This window comes from Runella defluvii (genome assembly GCF_014195535.1).
Lineage (GTDB): Bacteria > Bacteroidota > Bacteroidia > Cytophagales > Spirosomataceae > Runella > Runella defluvii.
In genome coordinates this window covers 1-1,467 of the sequence record NZ_JACIBY010000043.1, presented here as the reverse complement: position 1 = coordinate 1,467, position 1,467 = coordinate 1, and the positions used below count along the sequence as shown (strand labels likewise).

Here is a 1,467-nt window from a genome sequence, read left to right as displayed (position 1 = left end):
CAACCTACCTTAACCCCATAAGTGTACGTAATTTATTTTTAATATTGTAAATGCGCAAGAAGACACATTTTTTTGGGGATGCCCGTTTGTTAGTACCCTTTCGTTCACTGATCTGGTCAATGAGTACGCAATTGAGTGTCATACTTAGACGCTTGAGTAAGAATCATGCACAGGAGAAGTCGTTTGGGAGCTTTATCAATCACCCCTCAGTGACTCCCAGTAGGCTTATTCAACAGTATTGGCAGGATCGCAACGTATCATGGTCAGGCAAGCACTTACTTCTATACCAAGACAGTAGTGTGCTGAGTTTCAAGAAGACTAAGCAGCGCACAGATTTAGGATATGTTGGCAAGGGAGAAGTTCATGGGGGCTTTGAATTACATAACTCACTTTTAGTGGATGCACAAAGTAGGGCTTGTTATGGTATTGGGGGCGCCCAAGTCCATAGTAATGAGTTCAATAGCGTTGAACACAACAAGCAACGCAAACGAAGCTTGCGCCACGTGTCGTTTTCCCAAAAAGAGACTTATCGTTGGTATAGTACCATTGATCAAAGTACGACAAACTGTGCAGGGGCAAGCCGATACACAGTTATTGCCGACCAAGAAGCGGACATTTATGAGCTTTTTAGTCTGTACAAAGAGCGCCAATGGGATTGGCTGATTCGAGCCACTGATTATCGACGGGTACGTCATAGTAATGGGAGTACGATGCTTCTTTCGCAATTTTTGCAGGAAATACCTGTCAGTTTTTCTTATCAAACTCAGGTAAGTACCAGCCAAAATCGAACGAGTCATCAGGCACTTTTGAGGGTAAAGTTTAGTCCAATAACCATGATTAAAAGTAGTAAAAACCCTACTAAATCTTTACCCGACACCCTATGTATGTATGTTATTGACATACGAGAGGATGATACTAGCGTGCTGGCAGATGAAACACCTATTCATTGGGTGTTGGTCAGTTCTCATGCAGTGACAACTGACCAAGAAGCTGCCCAACTCATTGAATGGTATTGTGAAAGGTGGAATATTGAGCAACTCTATCGTACAGAAAAGACCCAAGGGCTTAACATCGAACAGGCCCAACTAGAAACAACCCACGGATTAGCTAACTTATCCGTAGTGAGCATAATGGCTGCCGCCCAAGTGATGGCTTTAGTCATGGCTAGAGAGCCAAAACAACCTATTGATGCCCAAATCATACTCAATCAACAAGAAATTGAATGTAGCCTGTGGCTCAATCCAACTTTAGAGGGAAAGACCGATAAACAAAAAAATCAGCATCCCCCCAATTCATTGGCATTTGTCGCATGGGTGGTGGCACGATTAGGAGGATGGAGTCCTCATGTTAACAAGCCTGCTGGACCAATTACCATGATTCATGGTTTAGTTAGATTCAAAGCTATCGTTGAGGGGTTCGCCCTCAAAAATACCACCCCAAATCAACAAGTTATGGGGTTACCATAGG

At 43.2% G+C, this 1,467-nt stretch carries 1 protein-coding gene; it reads left to right on the top strand.

Annotated features, from left to right (window positions below):
- Nucleotides 1–50 precede the first annotated feature (50 nt).
- Complete coding sequence (locus tag FHS57_RS31580; protein ID WP_183980800.1) at nucleotides 51–1,466, top strand: IS4 family transposase; 1,416 nt, start codon at nucleotides 51–53, stop codon at nucleotides 1,464–1,466.
- The last annotated feature ends 1 nt before the right edge of the window (nucleotide 1,467 follow it).

What these genes read in the sequence shown, in the direction of transcription:
- FHS57_RS31580 (WP_183980800.1), top strand. Translation starts at nt 51, where the DNA reads ATGCGCAAGAAGACACATTTTTTTGGGGATGCCCGTTTGTTAGTACCC.